The following is a 17,509-nucleotide window of genomic DNA, read 5'->3' on the forward strand; positions in this document are numbered from 1 at the left end:
CCCCCTGCCCCCCCCCGGCACCGCCCAAGGTGCCGGGATGGCTGCAAAACCCGCTGTCGGCCCGATGCGCGCCATCGTCGCGCCCGCAGCCGGCGCGGCACCCGCGGCCGACACCGGCGCGGCCCGGAGTATCCCGCTGGCCACCGGCAGCACAGCCGACCCTGCCGCCGCTGCTCTGCTGCCCGGCATCGCGGCCGCCTCCGGCTCTGCCGCCATCCGATCGGGCACTGGCACAGCCGAGCTCCCGCTTCCCTCACCCGCGCCCCATAACCTCGCCTATGTCATCTACACCTCGGGCTCGACCGGCGAGCCGAAGGGGGTGATGATCGAACAGCAGGCCATCGTGAACCGCCTGCTGTGGATGCGCGAGCATTACGGCATCGGCCCGGGCGACCGCATCCTGCAAAAGACCCCGGCCACCTTCGATGTCTCGGTCTGGGAGTTTTTCCTGCCCTGGCTCTCGGGCGCGGAACTGGTGATGGCGCCGCCGGGCGCGCATCGCGACCCGACCGCACTCGCTGCGCTGATCCGGCACCACCGGATCACCACGCTGCATTTCGTGCCCTCGATGCTTTCGGCCTTCCTGGCCGCGCCCGCGTCCGAGGGGCTGAGCATCGCCCGCACCTTCTGCTCGGGCGAGGAACTGACCGCCGACCAGCGCGACCGCTTCCATCGCCGCGTCAAAGGTGAGTTGCACAACCTCTACGGTCCGACCGAGGCGGCGGTGGATGTCAGCTGGTGGGACGCCGCGCCCGAGGACCGCTCGAACCCGCTGCCGATCGGCTGGCCGGTCTGGAACACCCGCCTCGTGGTGCTCGACGACCGGATGCGGCCGGTGCCCCCGGGCCTGCCGGGGAACCTTTACCTCGGCGGCATGCAGCTTGCGCGCGGCTATCTCGGGCGGCCCGATCTGACGGCGGAACGCTTCATCCCCGACCCGCACCATCCACGCGAGCGGCTCTATGCCACCGGCGATCTGGCCCGGCTGCGCGCGGACGGGGCGGTGGTCTATCTGGGGCGCTCGGACCATCAGGTGAAGATCCGCGGGTTGCGGATCGAACTGGGCGAGATCGAGGCGGCGATCATGGCCTCGGGGCTCGCGCGCGAATGCGTGGTGCTGGCGCGCGAGGACCGCGCGGGCGAGAAGCGGCTGGTGGCCTATCTGGTGCCCGAGCCCGGCTACGGGCCGGGGCTGCTGGCGCCGTGCCTCGCCGCGCGGCTGCCCGCCTATATGGTCCCCGGGGCCGAGGTGGTGCTGGACGCGCTGCCGGTCACTTCGAACGGCAAGCTCGACCGCAAGGCTTTGCCCGCGCCGGAACTGCCCACCGGCGGGCGGGCGCCCGCGACCGGGGCCGAGCGGCTGCTGTCGCGGCTTTACGCCGAGGTGCTGCATCTGGAGACCCCGCCCCCGGCCGAGGCGGATTTCTTCTCGCTCGGCGGCGATTCCCTTTCCGCGGTGCGGCTGGCGCTCAGGATCGCGACCGAGACCGGACGCGATCCGGGGCTGGGGACGATCTTCGAAAACCCGGTGCTCGACATGCTGGCGCGGCGGCTGGAGGAGGCCGGGCCGACCGATGACGGCCTCGGGCCCCTGATCCGGCTGACGGACGGCGCGGGCGATCCCTTGTTCCTGATCCATCCCGCCGGGGGCCTCGGCTGGGGCTACCGGGCGCTCGCGCGCAGCCTGCGCGGGCGCATGGTCCAGGCCGTGCAGCATCCGGGGCTGGACCCGGAGGAACCTTTGCCCGGAAGCCTCGCTGCGCTCGGGGCGCGCTACGCTTCGCTGGTGGCAAAGGCCCGGCCCGAGGGGGTGATCCATCTGGCGGGCTGGTCGGTCGGCGGCATCCTCGCCCAGGAGATGGCGGTGGAGCTGACGGCGATGGGGCGCGAGGTCGGCCTTGTGGCCCTTCTCGACAGCTACCCCGCCGATGTCTGGCGCGACGAGCCCGAACCCGACCCGGCCGCCGCGCTGCGGGCGCTGATCGCCATCGCGGGCCACGACCCCGAGGCGCATCGCGATCTGGACACCCGCGACAAGGTGGTGGCCTTCCTGCGCGCGGGCGACAGCGCGCTCGGCGCCCTGCCCGCGCAGGTGCTCGACGGCGTTGTGCGGCTGGTGACGGACACCAACCGGCTGGTGCGCGGGCACCATCACCGGCGCTACGGCGGCACGCTGACCCATATCCGCGCCGGGCGCGACCATGAGGGGCGCGGCCTGACCGCCGATCTGTGGCGGGATTACGCCGGGCGGATCGAGACGCTGGAAATCCCGTTCCTGCATGCCGAGATGATCTCGCCCGCCGCGGTGCTGCTGATCGCGCCGGAACTGGCGCGGCGGATGGATTAAGCGGCGGCGAACGGCAGCGCCAAGGGCAGCGATCCGGCGATGGTCTCGATATGGACGAGGCCCGGCAGCACATGCACCCGGGGCGCGAACCCCGGATGCCGCGCCAGCCCGGCGACGAAATCCATCGTCGCGGGCGCCGGCCCGTCGGGCGGCGGCCCGCCTGCGCCGGTGCGCTTCTCGCGGTCGCCGAGCGCGACCAGCAATTCGGGCGGATCCTCCAGCGGCGCGGCCCCGGCGGCGATGCGGCGGATCAGCGCCTCATCCCACCAGATCGAGGGGCTGATCGCAGCGAAACGCGCGAAGGAGCGCGGCCGGGTCAGCGCGGCGTAAAGCGTGAACAGCCCGCCAAAGGAATGACCCCAGAGCGTGCGCCGCGCCGGATCGACCGCGACCCCCTCTTCGGCGGCCGCGCGCAGCGGCCCGGTCAGCCGGTCGAGGAACTGCGCCGCGCCGCCGGCCAGCCGCCCCTCGTGGACGTGATCGGGACGGATGCCGTCGCCCGGCCCACCAGTTGCCTCATAGTCGGGCGCGGTGAAGTCGAGCGTCCGGCGCTCGCGCGCGAACTGCCGGTCGGTGTCGTAGCCCACCCCCACCAGCATCAGCCCCGGCACCATGGCCAGATGCCCGGGCGTCAGGAAATCGAACGCCGCATTGCCGTCGAGCAGATAGAGCACCGGCCAGCCGCCCGCAGGCGCCGCGCCACGCGGCACCGCGAGATAGAGCCGGTGCCCCGGCCCGGTCTCCACCCGCTTTTGCGAGAGGGTATGGCTGGGCACATCCGCGCTCAGGATCCGCAGTTCGGCGGGTTTCCTCGCATGGTCCGGGCCGGTTTTCCCCGTGTCAGACATTTTACGCTCCCCTCCCGCCGGAAACGGCCGGGTCCGGCGTGGAATAGTGGCGGGGGAATTAGTTGACAATCCCCGTCAAGAATATACTCCTGCGGGCAACAGAAGCCAGACCGGCACAGCCTGCCAGACCCGCAGCGACAGATCAAACGAGGAAAAAACCATGGTGCTTCCAACCCGTTCCGCCCTGCGCAGCCTTCTGGGCGCCTCGGCGCTGGCGCTGGCCCTGGCCGCCGGTCCGGCCGCCGCGGACACGATCTTCACCTCCACCTCGGACGGTTTCGCCGGTTCGGTGCGCGCGGGCGCGGCCGAGCAGGGCGCGGCGGTCGTCGCGGGCAGCAAGGTCGCCATCACCGGCGAGCGTCTGGTACCCGGCCAGGAGATCACGCTGATGCGCGGCAATACCGTTCTGAACGAGGGCGGCCCGATCACCGTCGACGCCGAGGGAAAATTCCGCTTCGATCTGACGCTGGACGCGGGTGCCATGAGCGGCTTGCAGCCGATCCTCGTCATCGCCGAGAAACCGGCGGCCGCCACCGTGGTCGATCTGAAAATCTCGCCCGATGTGCCGGTCTCGGGGGCGGAGAATTTCGAGATCACCAGCGCGCCGGTGACGCGCGGCCTCTACCAGGTGGCCTGGAGCCCGTCGCAAAAGGCGCTGTTCGTCACCGCCGCGGTCGGCCGCCCGCCGGTCAAGGATTCGTCCCTGAACAAGGTCGACGCGGAAACCCTTGAACTGCTGGCCAGTGTCGTCCCCGGCGAGGCGCCGCCCCCGCCGTCGCGCGCGGGGGGCGAAGGCGCCCCGGCTGCTGGCGGAGCCGCCCCCGAGGATGACGGCCGCCCGCCGCTCTACGCCGTCTACGGCGTGGCCGTGGACGAGGCGAACGGCAATATCTGGGTAAGCAACACCCGCCAGAACACCGTCGCGGTCTACCGGCTGGACGATCTGTCGCTGGTGAAGCAATTCGAGCCCGGCGACGTAACCCATTCCTTCAGCATCGAAATCGACGAGACGAACAACCGCGCCTATGTCAGCGAGGCGCGCCAGTCGCAGATCGCGGTCTTCGACACGAAGACGCTGGAGCAGCTCGATCCGATCGAACTGAGCTCCGACAGGCGCGGCGAGAGTTTCGCGGCCCAGGGCATCCATGTGGACGAAACCACCGGCCAGTTGTTCACCGTCAGCCTGGAGACCAGCGAAGTCGCCGTCACCGATCTGAAATCGGGCGAGACCCGCAACATCGCGCTGCCGGGCGCGCTTGGCGCGGCCTCGGTCGCCTATGATCCGGTCGAGGATCTGATCTTCATCTCGTCGCAGCAGACCGACAATCTGCTGATCGTGAAGGGCGCCGACGGCACCGTTCTGCATGACGTGGAGACCGGCGCAGGCGCGCTTTACACCACGTTCGAGCCGAAAAGCCGCCTCGTCTTCGTCGGCAACCGCGGCGCGGGCACCATCACCGTGGTCAACACCTCGGGCGAGATCGTCGCCAATCTGGAATCGGGCAGCTATCCGAACCAGCTGATCGCCGATGGCGAGGGCAACGTCTGGGCGGTGAACAAATCGCGCGGCGAAGACGACGAAAGCGGCGACCGGATCTGGAAGATCACGCCCAAAGCGCAGTAAGACAGCGCGCAAGGCCAGTTTTGCGGGGGCGGTCATGAACCGCCCCCGTCTGCCGTTCCCGGCTTCCGCCAGGCGAGGCCGGGCTATCCGAGAGGACCCGAAGGATGATCCGGTTTCGCCCCCTTGCAGCTTTCGCCCTGCTTCTGTCGCTGGCCCTGCCCGCCGCGGCCGAGATCCGGGTGACAGACATCCTCGGGCGCGAGGTGGTGCTGGAGGCGCCGGCGAAGCGGATCGTGCTGGGCGAAGGGCGGCATATGGCGGTGCTTGGCCTCCTGCACGACGACCCGGTGGCGCTGGTCGCGGGCTGGCGGCTCGACAAGGCGCTGGACGATCCGACGCTGGCCGCCTACCGCGAGAAATTCCCCGCCATCGACGGGATCCGCCCGGTGGGGTCCGGCAACCGCGACATCTCGGTCGAGACGATCATCGCGCTTGATCCCGATCTGGTGGTGCTGTCCCTGATGGATCAGGGAGATCCGGGGATGGAGCGCGCGCGCGATCAGATCGAAACCGCAGGAATCCCGGTGGCTTATGTCGATTTCTTCGCGCATCCGCAGGAGAATTCCATCCCCTCGCTGCGCATCCTTGGCGCGCTGACCGACGGCGCCGGACGCGCCGAAGACTTCGCCGAATTCTACGAGACCCGCCTCGCGCGCATCCGCGAGCGGCTGGCGGATCCGGGCATCCCCCGCCCGCGCGTGTTCTTCCATGTTCATGCCGCGCCGGTGAACTGCTGCTCGACCGTCGGCTCGGGCGTGTTCAACGATTTCATCGCCACCGCCGGCGGCCAGAACATCGGATCTGAGGCGGTCGACGGCGTTCTGGGCAATGTCAGCCTCGAATTCCTGATCGGCTCGGACCCCGATTTCTACATCGCGACCGGCGGCGCCCATATGGCGGCGCGCGGCGGGCTGGTGCTGGGCACCGGCGTCGCGGAAGACGACGCGAAGGCGAGTTTCGCCGCGCTGACCGGGGCGCCCGGCTTCTCCTCGTTGCGCGCGGCGGAAGAGGGCCGCGCCCATGGCGTCTGGCATCTGTTCAACGACACGCCCAGCCATATCGCGCTGATCGAATATCTGGCGAAAACCTTCCACCCCGACCTTTTCCCCGATGTCGACCCCGAAGGCACCCTGCGCGAGATCGAGAGCCGCTTCTCGCCGGTCGCGGTGCCCGGAACCTGGTGGGTCGGGACCGAGTGATGTCCGACGCGCTGATCGCTCGCTATCACCGGCAGAACCGCCGCCGCGCCGTCCTCGTGGGCACGATGGCGCTCGGCGCGCTGCTTGCGGTGGTGCTGGACCTGATCACCGGCCCCGCCGGCCTGCCGTTGTCGGAAACGCTTCGGGCGCTGACCGGGGGCGAGGTTTCGCGCGGCACATCCGTCATCATCTGGCAGGTGCGGCTGCCGGTGGCGATCATGGCCTTGCTCGTGGGCGCGGCGCTGGCGCTTGCCGGGGCCGAGATGCAGACCGTGCTGGAAAACCCGCTTGCCGAGCCCTTCACCCTCGGCGTCTCAGCCGCCGCCGCCCTTGGCGCCGCCACCGCCATCGTGCTTGGCCTGACGCTGCCGTTCCTGCCCGCGGTCTGGGGCGTCTCGGCCAATGCCTTCCTGTTCGCGCTGGCAGCCCTTGGCCTGTTGCAGCTGATGGGGCGGATCCGGGGTGGCGGGCCCGAGGTGTTGATCCTGTTCGGGATCGCGCTGAACTTCACCGCCGCCGCCTTCCTGTCGCTTCTGCAATTCGTCGCCTCGGCCGATGCGCTGCAACAGCTGGTGTTCTGGACCATGGGCAGCCTCTCGGCCGCAAGCTGGACCGGGGCGGCGCTGCTCGCCACAGCGATCCTGATCACCGCGCCCTTCGCGCTGCGCGCCTCCTGGCAGCTCACCGCGCTACGCCTGGGCGAGGAGCAGGCGCGCAGCTTCGGCGTCGATGTCACCGCGCTTCGTCGCTGGGCGCTGTTGCGCGTCAGCCTGTTGTCGGCGGCGGCGGTGTCGATGGTCGGCGTGATCGGCTTCGTCGGCCTTGCCGGGCCCCATATCGCGCGGATGCTGGTGGGCGAGGATCACCGCTTCTTCCTGCCCGCAAGCCTTCTGACCGGCGCGCTGGTGATGTCGCTGGCCTCTGTTCTCTCGAAGACCATCGTGCCCGGGGTGCTGCTGCCGGTGGGGCTGGTGACCTCGCTGATCGGCCTGCCGGTGTTCTTCTCGCTGATCCTGCGCGGAAAGGGTCGGCGATGAGCGGGCTGTCCATCCGCGACGTTTCCGTCAGCTACGGCCGCCGCCCGGTGCTGGCGGGCCTCAGCCTGCCCGATCTGGCGCCGGGCGAGGTCACGGTGCTGGCCGGGCCGAACGCCGCCGGGAAATCGACGCTTCTGCGCGCCATCGCCGGGCTCGCGCCCGCGCGCGGGCAGATCGCGCTCGGGGGCGAGGATCTGGCGCGGCTCAGCGGCCAGCGCCGCGCCGCGCTGATCGGCTTCATGCCGCAGACCCTGCCCTCGGGCGCCTCGCTCGTGGTGCTGGAGACGGTGATCGCGGCCCTGCGCGCCGGGTCGGGGCGCGAGGAAACCAGCCCCGAGAGCCGCGCCATGGCGGTGCTCTCGCGCCTCGGCATCGCGTCCCTCGCGCTGGACCCGCTCGACCAGCTTTCCGGCGGGCAGCGCCAGATGGTCAGCCTCGCCCAGGCCGTGGTACGCGACCCGCGGCTGTTGCTGCTCGACGAGCCCACTTCGGCGCTCGACCTCGCCCGCCAGGTGCGGCTGCTGACCGAAGTGCGCCGCATCGCCGCCGAGGGCCGCGTGGTGCTTGCGGTGCTGCACGATCTGGCGCTGGCCGCCCGTTGGGCCGACCGTATCGCCATCCTGCACAAGGGCGGGCTCTACAGTTTCGGCCCGCCCGCCGAGGTGGTGACGCCCGCGATGCTGGCCGAGGTCTACGGCGTCAGCGCCCGGATCGAGACCTGTTCGCGCGGCCATCTGATGGTGCAGATCGACGGCGAGATCGCCGCCCCCGCCCTGTGATGTCCGGGGCGGATCTGCATATCCCGCAGGCCCCCCACGGCCCGCTCGCACGGCTGAGCCATCTGGTGATGCGCGCCGAGGCGGCCCTGGGCGGCGCGATCTGCGGCGTGATCTTTCTGCTGATGCTTGCCAGCGCCACCTTCCGCGGCCTGCGCCATCCGCTGATCTGGGCCGACGAACTGGCGGTGCATCTGATGGTCTGCCTCGCCTTCCTCGGCGCCTCGCTCGCCATCGCGCTGCGTGGCCATATGACCATGGGCCTGTTGCCCGAGACCCTGCCGCCCCGCCCCCGCGCCTGGCTTGCGCTGGCGGGGGATGTGCTGATCCTGATGTTCCTGCTCGTGATGGCGCTGGTGATCTGGCGCTGGCTCGACTTGCCCGGGCTGATCCGCGCCGGATCGGGCGCGGCGCTGGCGCAGAAGACTTTCAGCTTCATCTACACCGACCCGACGCAGACGCTGGGGATCAGGAAGATCTGGTTCTGGCTGATCATGCCCGCAACCGGCCTGACCGGCCTGATCCATGTCACCGCGCAGATCGCGGGCGACCTGCGCGACTTGAGGCAGCCATGATCGCGGGGCTTTCCTTCACCGTCCTTCTGCTGCTCGGGGCGCCGATCGCCTTCGTGCTGGTCGCCGCCGCGCTGATCCTGATCCATGAGGGCGGCAACCAGATCCTGCTTGAGGGCCTGCCGCAGCAGTTCTTCGCCGGGATCGAGAGCTATCCTTTGCTGACGCTGCCCCTCTTCATCCTTCTGGGTGAGCTGATGGGCGCGGGCGGCATCGGGCGGCGGCTTCTGGCCTTCGCGGCGGCGCTGATGCTGCCGGTGCGGGCGGGGCTGGCCTATGTCAACCTGCTGGCCAATCTGATGATGGCCTCGGTCCTCGGCTCGACCGTGGCGCAGCTGACGGTGATGTCGCGGCTTGCGGTGCCCGAGATGGAGCGCGCGGGCTATCCGCGCGACCTTTCCGCCGCCGTCACCTCGGCCGGAGGGCTGCTGGCGCCGGTGCTGCCGCCCTCGATGAACCTGATCGTTTTCGCCGCGGTGGCGCAACTGCCGGTGGGCGATCTGTTCCGCGCGGCGCTGCTGCCGGGCCTCGCGCTGGCGCTGGCCTTCGCGCTGGTGATCGGCTGGCTCGGCTGGCGCCACAACCTGCCCCGGATCGGGCGTCAGAGCCTGAGCGCGCGCCTCAACGCCGCCCGCGCCGCCCTGCCCGCGCTTCTGGTGCCGGCGGTGGTGGTCGGCTCGATCCTCGGCAGCGTGGCGACGCCCACCGAATCCGCCGCCCTCGCCTCGCTGGTGACGATCCTCGTCGCGGTCTTCGTCTACCGCGAGATGCGGCTGAGCGACCTGCCCCGGGTGCTGGTGCGCACCGCCGTCACCTCGGGCGCGGTGCTCTATCTGGTGGCGGCGGCGCAGCTTCTGGGCTGGGTGATGACCTTCGGCAACCTGCCCCATGAGGCCGCCGCGATGATCCGCGATCTGGCAGACTCGCCGCTGATGTTCCTGATCCTCATGAACATTCTGCTTCTGCTCATCGGCACGGTGCTGGAGCCGGTGCCGGGCATCATCCTGACCGCCCCGGTGCTGCTGCCGATCGCCACCGATGTCTATGGCATCGACCCCTTGGCCTTCGGGGTGATCCTCTGCCTCAACCTCGCGCTCGGGCTGCTGACGCCGCCGGTGGGCGCCGGGCTCTACACCGCCTCGCTGATGACCGGGGTAAGCGCCGGGCGGCTCTCGTGGCTGCTGACGCCGTTCTTCGGCGCCGTGCTGGCGGTGCTGGCCGGTCTGACCGTGATCACCGCCCTGCAATCATCCGTGGGAGGATAAGATGACCCCGCTTCGCCGCCTGTTCGCCGCGCTGTTCGCGCTGACGCTCGCCGCGCCCTCTGCCCGGGCGGACGAGCTGCGCATCGGCCTGATCACGCCGCCGCCGCATCAATGGACCCGCTCGGCCGAGGCCCTGGCCGCGGCGCTGGACCAGGAGACCGGCGGGCGGCTGAAACTGGCGGTCTTCCCCTCGGGCCAGCTCGGCTCCGAGGCGCAGATGCTGCAACAACTGCAATCGGGCGCGCTGGACCTGGCCTTCCTGACGGTGGGAGAGCTGACCAACCGCGACGAGGCTTTCGGCATCCTCACCGCGCCTTACCTCGTGAAAGACGCCGAGGCCGCGGCGAAACTGCTGGAAGGGCCGACGGCTTTGAGGCTCCAGGACCATCTCGGCCCGCTCGGGCTGAAGGGCCTTGGCTATGGCATGGCCGGGATGCGGATCGTGGCGCTGTCGAAGCCCCTTGACGGCACCGTGGCGGGGCGCAAGATCCGCACCGTGCCGCTGGCGCAGGAGCTGGATTTCTGGACCCGCGCCGGCGCCGCCCCCACGCCGCTGCCGCTGCCCGAGCTGTTCGACGCCTATACCAACGGCCAGATCGACGGGATGCAGATCGACTACGAGGGCACGTTCAACAACCGTTTCCACGATTATTCCGCCGTGGTGCTGGAGACGGAACATATGATCTTTCCGATGGTGGCCGTCGCCTCGGCGCGCAAATGGCAGCATTGGACGCCCGAGGATCAGGCCCTGATCGCCCGGCTGGTGGCCGAGGAAACCGCCCGCATCCGCGAAGCCTATCCGCAGATCGACGCCGATTACCGCGCGAAACTGGAAGAGGCCGGGGCCAATCTGGTCCGGGTGGGCCCCGAGGTTTTCGGCGATGCGGTCGCCACCTGGTATGAGCACTGGCGCAGCCGGACCCCGCTGCTGGTGGAACTGGAAGCCGAGGCGAAGGCGCTGAACGAGTGAGCGGGGAGCCGTCTCCAGCCGGGGTTCAGGCTGCATGCAGAGTGCCTGCTTTGCGGACAGAGTTGCCGGTCGGACAGCTAAACCGGCTCTCCGTAGATAGTCGCAAATTTGCCCATCACTACGCTGAGGCGATGCATTTGGTCGTCAGATAATTGCAACCGTGACAGGGAAGCCGACAAGGACTGAAGTTCCTTCCGATCCAGATCCTTGTTCTCGCCGACAGTCAACTCAAAGACCTGCTCGAACTGATCTAAAGCAGTAGCAGCCTCGCCAGCCAATGCCGCAACCCTCCATGCAAAAGCTGATGCGCCAACGGTTTGACCATGTTCACGGATGAGAAGAACGGCAAGAGGGACAAGGCTCATGAACTCGATAAGAACCCCTTCATACCGCTGGAGGTCCGATAGCGATGGGTTGGACAGAACCTTGCTCAGCTTTTCTGTATGGCTGCTTATCGGTTTCAAGACATGCACTGCGCCTTCCCTCTCTCATCTAACCTGGTCTCTTGGCTCAGGCCTTTGCCAGTATTGTGGCAGGCTACTGAATGACCGCAAAGGGCTCGAAACCGCCCACCGGCCAGTGCGGGCCCGGATCCGTGTCCTCATGATCCCGGGCGATCACGGGGGAAGCGTTCTCTCCGGGCAGCCCCCTCACACGATGGTCAGCCCCGGCGCGGCCTCGCCCACCCTGCCGATCACGGCGGCCTCGGAGAAGCCGTCCTCGCGGAAGATGCGCAGCACCTCGTCCGCCGCTTCGGGCGCGCAGGCGACCAGCAGCCCGCCCGAAGTCTGCGGATCGCTCAGCAGCGCCTGGTCCACCGACGACATCTCGCGCGCGAAGGCGATCTCTGCGCCATAGCTGGCCAGGTTGCGGCCCGAGGCGCCGGTGACGAACCCTTCGCCGGCCAGCGCCACCGCGCCCGCGAGCATCGGCACCGCGGCCCAGTCGATGCGGATCCCGAGGCCCGCGCCGCGCGCCATTTCCAGCGCATGGCCGCCCAGGCCGAAGCCGGTCACATCGGTCATCGCATGGACGCCGGGCAGCCGCGCCAGCCGCGGCCCCGGCGTGTTCAGCCGCGTGGTGGTGCCGATCATCTCGCGATAGCCCGCAGCATTGAGTTTGCCCTTCTTCAGCGCCGCCGAATAGACGCCGACCCCGAGGGGTTTGCCGAACACCAGCACGTCGCCCGCCCGCGCGGCGGCGTTCTTCTTCACATGCGCCGGATCGACCACCCCAAGCGCCACCAGCCCGTAGATCGCCTCGACCGAGTCGATCGTATGGCCCCCGGCGATCGGGATCCCGGCGGCGCGACAGGCCTGCGAGCCGCCTTCGAGGATCCGGCCGATGGTCTCGACCGACAGCACGTTGATCGGCATCCCCACCAGCGCCAGCGCGAAGATCGGCGTGGCGCCCATGGCATAAACGTCCGAGATCGCATTGGTCGCGGCGATGCGGCCGAAATCCTCGGGGTCGTCAACGATGGGCATGAAGAAATCGGTGGTGGCGACGATGGCCTGATGCTCGTTCAGCTGGTAGACGGCGGCATCGTCCGAGGTCTCGATCCCGACCAGCAGCGCCTCGGGCACCGGCAGCGCCGAGGTGCCGCGCAGGATGCCCGACAGCACGCCAGGCGCGATCTTGCAGCCGCAGCCGCCGCCATGCGACAGCGAGGTCAGCCGCGGCTCCCCGGCGGGAATGGGGGCTGTCTGGGTCATGGCGCGGATCTTCCTCTCGGTCGGGCCGGTCCCCGGCCAGTCTCCGGCCGGTACCGGGATTGTGCCACCGCCCGCCCCCTGCGGCAAGAGGGCGAGCCCCTGCCCGGCGCGCTCACGCCGGATTTACCCGGAGGATCGTCGCCGTAAATCCGGCAAGATCAAGGGCCTGACGGCTTCCGCAAGTCGTTATGTCGGAAGGGAAATATTGCCTCTTTCCTTGACAGGCCCGCGCAACCAGGGGACGATTGAGCCTGTCAATACCGTGATTGAAGCAACCCATCACGCCCGGGACCGGCAAGCCCCCCGCGCATGACAGGCAGTAATAAGGAGAGGTCACATGAACATCGACCTTTCGCGCCGCGGCTTTATGAAGCTGGCGGGCGCGGGGGTGGCCACCACGTCTCTGGGCGCCATGGGCTTCCACGAGGCCGAGGCAGCCGAAGCCGCCCATGTGCGCGACTTCAAACTGGCCACCACCACCGAAACCCGCAACATCTGCACCTATTGCTCGGTCGCCTGCGGGATCATCCTTTACTCGAAGGGCGATCTGGCCGCGGGTGAAAAGGCGGAACTCCTCCATATCGAGGGCGACGCCGACCATCCGACCAACCGCGGCACGCTCTGCCCGAAGGGCGCGGCGCTGAAGAGCTACGTCAGGGCCGAGACCCGGCTGACCCGCCCGCGCTACCGCGCGCCCGGCGCCGACAAATTCCAGGACATCTCCTGGGACGAGGCGCTCGACAAGATCGCCCGCGCCGTCAAGGACGACCGCGACGCCAATCTGATCGAGCGGAACGCCGAGGGCGTGCCGGTCAACCGCCTGACCACCACCGGCTTCCTTGCGGCTTCGGCCACCACGAACGAGACCGCCTGGGCGACCTGGAAAGTGGTGCGCTCGCTGGGGATCGTAGGATTCGACAACCAGGCGCGCGTCTGACACGGCCCCACGGTGTCCAGTTTGGGCCCGACCTTTGGCCGTGGAGCGATGACGAACTCCTGGACCGATATCAAGAACACCGACCTCGTGGTCATCATGGGCGGCAATGCCGCCGAAGCGCATCCCTGCGGCTTCAAATGGGTGACCGAGGCCAAGCACCACCGCGGTGCGAAACTGATCGTCGTCGATCCGCGCTTCAACCGCTCGGCGAGCGTGGCGGATTACTATGCGCCGATCCGGCCCGGCTCGGACATTGCCTTCCTGATGGGGGCGATCCGCTGGATGATCGCGAATGACAAGATCCAGTGGGATTACGTCCGCAACTACACCAACGTCTCTTACCTGGTGCGCGACGACTTCGGCTGGCAGGACGGCATGTTCACCGGCTATGACGAGGAAAAGCGCAGCTACGACCAGACCAGCTGGGAATATCAGATCGGCGAGGACGGCTATGTCCTGACCGACGAGACCCTGACCCATCCGCGCTGCGTCTGGAACCTGCTGAAAGCGCATGTCGACATCTACACGCCGGAATTCGTGGAAAACGTCTGCGGCACGCCGAAGGACCGTTTCCTGAAGATCTGCGAGATGATCGGGGAAACCTCGTCGCCGACGAAGACGATGACCTCGATGTATGCGCTCGGGTGGACGCAGCATTCCAAGGGCTCGCAGAATATCCGCGGCATGGCGATGTTGCAGCTTCTTCTGGGCAATATCGGCGTGCCCGGCGGCGGGATGAACGCGCTGCGCGGCCATTCCAACATCCAGGGCCTGACCGATGTGGGTCTGATGTCGAACCTTTTGCCCGGCTATCTGTCGATGCCGCGCGAGACGGAACCCGACTTCGCGACCTATATGTCCTCGCGCGGCAACAAGCCTTTGCGCCCGAACCAGATGAGCTATTGGCAAAACTACGGCAAGTTCATGGTTTCCTTCATGAAATCGCTGTGGGGCGACAAGGCCACCGCCGGGAACGGCTGGGGCTACGACTGGCTGCCGAAGCTGGACATCCCGCAATACGACGCGATGCGGATGTTCGAGATGATGACCAAAGGCGAGGTGAACCTCTACTTCTGCCAGGGCTTCAACGCGCTGCTCAGCTTCCCCAACCGGGGCAAGATGACCGAGGCCTTCTCGAAGCTGAAGCTGATGGTCGTCATGGACCCGCTGGAGACCGAGACCGCCTCGTTCTGGGAGAACCACGGCATCCACAACGACGTGGACAGCGCGGCGATCCGGACCGAGGTGCTGGAGCTGCCCACCACCTGCTTTGCCGAGGACGAAGGCGCCACGGTGAATTCGGGCCGCTGGCTGCAATGGCACTGGGCGGGGGCGACCCCTCCGGGCGAGGCGAAGTCCGATGTGTGGATCATGGCGCAGATCTATCAGCGGGTGCGCAGGCTCTACGCCGAAGAAGGCGGCAAGGCGCCCGAGCCGATCCTGAATCTCGCCTGGGATTATGAGGATCCCGAAGAGCCGACCGCGGCGGAACTTGCGCGCGAGCTGAACGGGCGGGCGCTGGAAACGCTGTATGACGCGGCCGATCCGACCAAAGTGGTGCTGGAGAAGGGCAAGCAATTGTCGGGTTTCGGCCAGATGCGCGACGACGGCACGACCTCGGGCGCCTGCTGGATCTATACCGGCTGCTTCACCGAAGACGGCAACAACATGGCGCGGCGCGACAATGCCGATCCGTCGGGGATGGGCGTCTATCAGAACTGGTCCTTCTCCTGGCCGGCGAACCGCAGGGTGCTTTACAACCGCGCCTCCTGCGACCTCGACGGCAAGCCATGGGATCCGAGCCGGGTGCTGATCGAATGGAACGGCGAGAAATGGGCGGGGGCGGATATTCCCGACATCGCCGTCACCGCCAATCCGCGCGAAGTGGGGCCGTTCATCATGAACCCCGAGGGCACCAGCCGGCTGTTCAGCCGCAAACTGATGCGCGACGGGCCCTTCCCCACCCATATGGAACCGTTCGAGAGCCCGATCGCCAACCCGCTGAACCCGGAAATGCGCGGCAACCCCGTCGCCCGCATGTTCCAGGGCGACGTGGCGCAACTGGGCGACCGGACCGAGTTCCCCTTCGTGGCGACCTCTTACCGGCTGACCGAGCATTTCCACTACTGGACCAAGCACAACCATGTGAATGCCGTCACCCAGCCCGAATTCTTCGTCGAGATCAGCGAAGAACTCGCGGCCGAGCGCGGCATCCGCAAAGGGGGCCGGGTCCGGGTGTGGTCGGCGCGCGGCCAGGTCTGGGCCAAGGCGGTGGTGACGAAACGGATCCGCCCGCTGACCTGCGACGGCCAGACCGTCCATGTCATCGGCATCCCGATCCACTGGGGCTTCAAGGGCGCGGCGCGCAAGGGCTTCGGCCCGAACACGCTCGGGCCCTTCGTCGGCGACGCCAATATCGAGACGCCGGAGTTCAAGGCCTTCCTCGTCAACATCGAACCCGCATCGGAGGGCGTGGCATGACAACCGAACGCGCACCCCAGCCGACCACGGCGGCGGCGAACCCGCCGGTTCAGCCGATGGCCTCGAACCTGTTGCCGACGGATCTGGTCCGTATCTCGGCCACGGCCAATGTGCCGGCCCCCGAGCGGCAGCTCACCAAGGTCGCGAAGCTGATCGACGTGTCGAAATGCATCGGCTGCAAGGCCTGCCAGACCGCCTGTATCGAGTGGAACGACACCCATCCCGCGGTGGAGGAAAACGTGGGGGTCTACGAGAACCCCCACGATCTGACGCCCGAGATGTATACGCTGATGCGGTTCTCGGAATATGAAAACCCCGGGACCGGCGATCTGGAATGGCTGATCCGCAAGGACGGCTGCATGCATTGCGAGGATCCGGGCTGTCTGAAAGCCTGCCCGGCCCCCGGCGCCATCGTGCAATATTCCAACGGGATCGTCGATTTCATCTCGGCCAACTGCATCGGCTGCGGCTATTGCGTCTCGGGCTGTCCGTTCGACATCCCCCGCATCCACCAGACCGCGCATGTATCGAAGAAATGCACGCTCTGCTCGGACCGGGTGGCGGTGGGGCAAGGCCCGGCCTGCGCCAAGGCCTGCCCGACCCAGGCGATCACCTTCGGCACCAAGGACGACATGATCGCGCTGGCCAACGAGCGGATCGAGGATCTGCAATCGCGCGGCTACGACAATGCCGGGCTCTACGATCCGCAGGGCGTGGGCGGGACGCATGTGATGTATGTGCTGCATCACGCCGACAAGCCGGGGCTCTATGCCGGGCTTCCGGCGGATCCGCGGATCTCGCCGGTGGTGGAAAGCTGGAAGGGCACCACCAAGACCGTCGGCCTCGCCGCCATCGGCCTTGCCGCGGCGGGCGCGGTGCTGCACGGCATCTTCGCCAAAGCCAACAAGGTCTCGGCCGAGGAAGAGCATGAGGCCGAAGAGCTGGTGGTCAAAACCGCCTCCGCGCCTGTGCCGCCGTCTTCGGTGCCGCCGGAAAACCGGGGGGGTCTGTGATGCGCCGCGAATATTCGCATGAGGGCGACCATATCGAGGCGCTGAAACCCGTGGTGACGGTCAGCCGCTACCGCGGGATCACCCGGGCCAACCACTGGGTGACGGCCTTGTCGCTGATCCTGCTGGCGCTGTCTGGGCTCGCGCTGTTCCACCCGTCGCTCTACTTCCTGTCGGGCCTGTTCGGCGGCGGCCAGGTGGTGCGCTGGCTGCATCCGATCATCGGCGTGGTGCTGTTTCTCAGCTTCTTCCTCTTGTTCTTGCAGATGTGGAAGCTGAACCTGCCCCGCAGGGAGGATGCCACCTGGGTCGCCCGTATCGGCGATGTGATGGCCGGACATGAGGAGAAGCTGCCCGAGCTCGGCAAATACAACGCCGGGCAGAAGGGGGTGTTCTGGGCGATGACGGTGCTGATCCTGGTGCTGATCGTGACCGGGCTGATGATCTGGGAGCAGCAGGTGCATCTGTGGCGCGACTATGCGCCCTGGGCCGCCACCATCCCGGCACGGCGGATCGCGCTGCTGGTGCATGCGCTCTCGGCGGTGGGGATCATCCTCGTCTTCATCCTGCATGTCTATGCCGCCTTCTGGACCCGTGGCACCCTGCGCGCTATGACAAGGGGCAACGTGACCGGGGGCTGGGCCTTCCGTCACCACCGCAAATGGCTGCGCGAAGTGGCGCGGCGGCAGAATACCCCGCCGGCGGAGTGATCCGCCGGACCCGGCCCC

At 68.1% G+C, this 17,509-nt stretch carries 15 protein-coding genes; 12 read left to right on the forward strand and 3 right to left on the reverse strand.

All coding sequences use genetic code 11. From position 1 onward, the window contains the following. Positions 1 to 37 precede the first annotated feature (37 nt). Complete coding sequence (locus tag XINFAN_RS14695; protein ID WP_233352221.1) at positions 38 to 2,347, forward strand: amino acid adenylation domain-containing protein; 2,310 nt, start codon at positions 38 to 40, stop codon at positions 2,345 to 2,347. Here XINFAN_RS14695 and XINFAN_RS14700 read toward each other — a convergent pair. Beyond that, a complete protein-coding gene (locus tag XINFAN_RS14700) occupies positions 2,344 to 3,195 on the reverse strand; it encodes an alpha/beta hydrolase (RefSeq protein WP_124087621.1) in 852 nt (283 codons plus the stop codon). The genes XINFAN_RS14695 and XINFAN_RS14700 overlap by 4 nt on opposite strands. A 160-nt stretch (positions 3,196 to 3,355) precedes the next feature. Here XINFAN_RS14700 and XINFAN_RS14705 point away from each other — a divergent pair, with 160 nt between their 5' ends. The 7 genes from XINFAN_RS14705 to XINFAN_RS14735 all read left to right on the forward strand — a co-directional run bounded on the left by XINFAN_RS14705 (position 3,356) and on the right by XINFAN_RS14735 (position 10,638). Continuing rightward, positions 3,356 to 4,819: a YncE family protein gene (locus XINFAN_RS14705; protein WP_124087622.1), complete on the forward strand. Its 1,464-nt coding sequence runs from the start codon at positions 3,356 to 3,358 to the stop codon at positions 4,817 to 4,819. 104 nt (positions 4,820 to 4,923) lie between these two features. Next, positions 4,924 to 6,018, forward strand: coding sequence for an ABC transporter substrate-binding protein (locus XINFAN_RS14710; protein ID WP_124087623.1), 1,095 nt, complete (start codon positions 4,924 to 4,926; stop codon positions 6,016 to 6,018). Then, positions 6,018 to 7,055: a FecCD family ABC transporter permease gene (locus XINFAN_RS14715; RefSeq protein WP_124087624.1), complete on the forward strand. Its 1,038-nt coding sequence runs from the start codon at positions 6,018 to 6,020 to the stop codon at positions 7,053 to 7,055. The genes XINFAN_RS14710 and XINFAN_RS14715 overlap by 1 nt, the downstream gene beginning before the upstream one ends. Further along, positions 7,052 to 7,834 carry an ABC transporter ATP-binding protein gene (locus XINFAN_RS14720; protein ID WP_124087625.1) on the forward strand — a complete coding sequence of 261 codons (783 nt, stop codon included), beginning with the start codon at positions 7,052 to 7,054 and terminating at the stop codon, positions 7,832 to 7,834. The genes XINFAN_RS14715 and XINFAN_RS14720 overlap by 4 nt, the downstream gene beginning before the upstream one ends. Next, positions 7,834 to 8,406: a TRAP transporter small permease gene (locus XINFAN_RS14725; RefSeq protein WP_124087626.1), complete on the forward strand. Its 573-nt coding sequence runs from the start codon at positions 7,834 to 7,836 to the stop codon at positions 8,404 to 8,406. Before XINFAN_RS14720 ends, XINFAN_RS14725 begins: the two co-directional genes overlap by 1 nt. Beyond that, on the forward strand, positions 8,403 to 9,668 hold the full coding sequence (locus tag XINFAN_RS14730) for a TRAP transporter large permease (RefSeq protein ID WP_124087627.1): 1,266 nt from the start codon (positions 8,403 to 8,405) through the stop codon (positions 9,666 to 9,668). The genes XINFAN_RS14725 and XINFAN_RS14730 overlap by 4 nt, the downstream gene beginning before the upstream one ends. Position 9,669: 1 nt before the next feature. Continuing rightward, positions 9,670 to 10,638, forward strand: a complete 969-nt coding sequence (locus XINFAN_RS14735) for a TRAP transporter substrate-binding protein (RefSeq protein ID WP_124087628.1) — start codon at positions 9,670 to 9,672, stop codon at positions 10,636 to 10,638. A gap of 77 nt (positions 10,639 to 10,715) precedes the next feature. Here XINFAN_RS14735 and XINFAN_RS14740 read toward each other — a convergent pair whose 3' ends face one another. Further along, positions 10,716 to 11,111 (reverse strand): hypothetical protein, encoded by a 396-nt coding sequence (locus tag XINFAN_RS14740; protein ID WP_160144629.1) that lies wholly within the window; start codon positions 11,109 to 11,111, stop codon positions 10,716 to 10,718. Positions 11,112 to 11,288: 177 nt separating this feature from the next. Continuing rightward, positions 11,289 to 12,353, reverse strand: coding sequence for a selenide, water dikinase SelD (selD, locus tag XINFAN_RS14745; protein WP_124087630.1), 1,065 nt, complete (start codon positions 12,351 to 12,353; stop codon positions 11,289 to 11,291). A 337-nt stretch (positions 12,354 to 12,690) separates the two neighbouring features. Between selD and XINFAN_RS22610 the strand changes: the two genes are divergently transcribed. Genes XINFAN_RS22610 through XINFAN_RS14765 form a run of 4 tightly spaced genes read left to right on the forward strand, consistent with a single transcriptional unit; the run spans position 12,691 to position 17,491 of the window. Next, positions 12,691 to 13,290: a molybdopterin-dependent oxidoreductase gene (locus XINFAN_RS22610; protein WP_124087631.1), complete on the forward strand. Its 600-nt coding sequence runs from the start codon at positions 12,691 to 12,693 to the stop codon at positions 13,288 to 13,290. A gap of 12 nt (positions 13,291 to 13,302) precedes the next feature. Further along, positions 13,303 to 15,771: a formate dehydrogenase-N subunit alpha gene (gene fdnG / locus XINFAN_RS14755; RefSeq protein WP_494338102.1), complete on the forward strand. Its 2,469-nt coding sequence runs from the start codon at positions 13,303 to 13,305 to the stop codon at positions 15,769 to 15,771. Continuing rightward, positions 15,768 to 16,784, forward strand: coding sequence for a formate dehydrogenase subunit beta (gene fdxH / locus XINFAN_RS14760; RefSeq protein WP_124087633.1), 1,017 nt, complete (start codon positions 15,768 to 15,770; stop codon positions 16,782 to 16,784). The genes fdnG and fdxH overlap by 4 nt, the downstream gene beginning before the upstream one ends. After that, positions 16,784 to 17,491 (forward strand): formate dehydrogenase subunit gamma, encoded by a 708-nt coding sequence (locus XINFAN_RS14765; RefSeq protein ID WP_124087634.1) that lies wholly within the window; start codon positions 16,784 to 16,786, stop codon positions 17,489 to 17,491. Before fdxH ends, XINFAN_RS14765 begins: the two co-directional genes overlap by 1 nt. Positions 17,492 to 17,509: the final 18 nt, after the last annotated feature.

Origin of the sequence: Pseudogemmobacter humi (assembly GCF_900609055.1) — a bacterium.
In the GTDB taxonomy this organism is placed as follows: Bacteria; Pseudomonadota; Alphaproteobacteria; order Rhodobacterales; family Rhodobacteraceae; genus Pseudogemmobacter; species Pseudogemmobacter humi.